The following is a 1745-nucleotide window of genomic DNA, read 5'->3' on the forward strand; positions in this document are numbered from 1 at the left end:
GCTCACACCCGCTCGAACACCCCGGCCGCCCCCATGCCGGTGCCGACGCACATCGTCACGAGACCGTAGCGTCCGCCGGTGCGCGCGAGCCCGTGCACGAGCGTGGCGGTGCGGATGGCGCCGGTGGCGCCGAGCGGGTGGCCGAGGGCGATGGCGCCGCCGAGCGGGTTGACCTTCGCCGGGTCGAGGCCGAGTTCGTGGATCACGGCCAGGGCCTGGGCGGCGAAGGCTTCGTTCAGCTCGATCCAGTCGAGCGACGCGGGCGCGATGCCGGTCTGCTCCAGCACCTTCGGCACCGCCGCGATCGGGCCGATGCCCATGATCTCGGGGGCAACGCCGCTGACCGCGTAGCCGACGAAACGCGCCAGCGGCCGCAGCCGGAGTTCCTTCAGCAGCGCCCCGGAGACCAGCAGCACGGCCGCGGCGCCGTCCGACATCTGCGAGGAATTGCCGGCCGTGACGCTGCCGCGCAGCGCGAACGAGGGCTTGAGCTTCGCCAGCGCCGCGGCCGTGGTGTCGGCCCGCGGACCTTCGTCGGCCTCCACCACGCGCTCGATCAGGCGCACGCAGTTGCCGCTCGCATCGGGCACGTGGCTGCGCACCGTGTACGGACTGATCTCGGCGCGGAAGTGGCCGATGGCGCTCGCGGCCACGGCGCGCCGGTGCGATTCGAGCGCGAAGGCATCCTGTTCGGCGCGCGTGACCCGCCAGCGTTCGGCGACGTTCTCGGCGGTCAGGCCCATGCCGTAGGCGATCGCGACATTCGCGTCGCGCTCGAAGATCGCCGGGTTCATCGACAGCGAGTTGCCGGCGATCTGCGCCATCGAACTCATCGACTCGGTGCCGGCGGCGATCACCGCGTCGGCCGCGCCGAGGCGGATGCGCGCCGCGGCATCGGCAACCGCCTGCAGGCCGGAGGCGCAGAAGCGGTTGATGGTCATGCCCGGCACGCTCTGCGGCAGGCCGGCGAGCAGCGCCCCGATGCGCGCGACGTTCATGCCCTGCGCGCCCTCGGGCATCGCGCAGCCGACGATGACATCGGCGATGCGCGCCGGATCGAGCTGCGGCACCTGCGCGCTGACGCGCGCGAGCACGTGCGCGAGCAGGTCGTCGGGCCGGGTATGGGCGAACACGCCCTTGCGCCGGCCGACCGGCGTGCGCGTGGCGGCGACGATGAAGGCTTCGCGGTTCATGGCTTCTGGTCTCCGTTCGTCGGTGCGGGCATATCAGTTGCGCAGCGGCTTGCCGGTTTCGAGCATGTGCGCGATGCGCGCCTGCGTCTCCGGTGTCTGCAGCAGTTCGACGAACAGGCGCCGTTCGAGCCCGAGCAGCCAGGTCTCGTCGACGCAGGTGCCGGAATCGACCGCGCCGCCGCAGAGCGCCTCGGCGAGCGCCCGGCCGATGCGGTAGTCGTGCTCGCTGATCTGGCCGCCGGCGCGCAGGTTGACGAGCAGCATCTCCAGCGTCGCGATGCCGTCGCGCCCGGCGACCGGCACCGCGCGCGGCGGCAGTGGCGGCCGGTAGCCGGTCTCGGCCAGCGCGCGGGCCCGGCGGATCGCGACATACGGCAGCTCGGCCGCGGCGAGCAGCACGTCGTCGGAGGGCTGCGCGAAGCCGATTTCCTGCGCTTCCCGCGCGTTCTTCGCGACCTGCGCGGTCGCGATCGGCAGGAAGGCGGTCTGCACGGCCGCGAACGGATCGCGGTTGGCGGTCTGCGCGCCGATGCGGGCGGCGCGCAGCACGAA

At 73.1% G+C, this 1745-nt stretch carries 1 protein-coding gene and 1 pseudogene; both read right to left on the reverse strand.

Features of this window, described 5'->3' with window-relative positions:
* Positions 1–2 precede the first annotated feature (2 nt).
* Positions 3–1193 (reverse strand): acetyl-CoA C-acyltransferase, encoded by a 1191-nt coding sequence (locus PKE44_RS19065; protein ID WP_324554381.1) that lies wholly within the window; start codon positions 1191–1193, stop codon positions 3–5.
* Positions 1194–1226: 33 nt separating this feature from the next.
* Positions 1227–1745 (reverse strand): annotated as a pseudogene (locus tag PKE44_RS19070) (3-hydroxyacyl-CoA dehydrogenase); the annotation flags it as partial.

It is taken from the genome of Plasticicumulans sp. (genome assembly GCF_035331805.1).
Taxonomy (GTDB): Bacteria; Pseudomonadota; Gammaproteobacteria; order Competibacterales; family Competibacteraceae; genus Plasticicumulans.

Excerpts from the sequence above, each read along its gene's own strand:
- PKE44_RS19065 (WP_324554381.1), bottom strand. The coding sequence starts at position 1,193 with ATGAACCGCGAAGCCTTCATCGTCGCCGCCACGCGCACGCCGGTCGGC.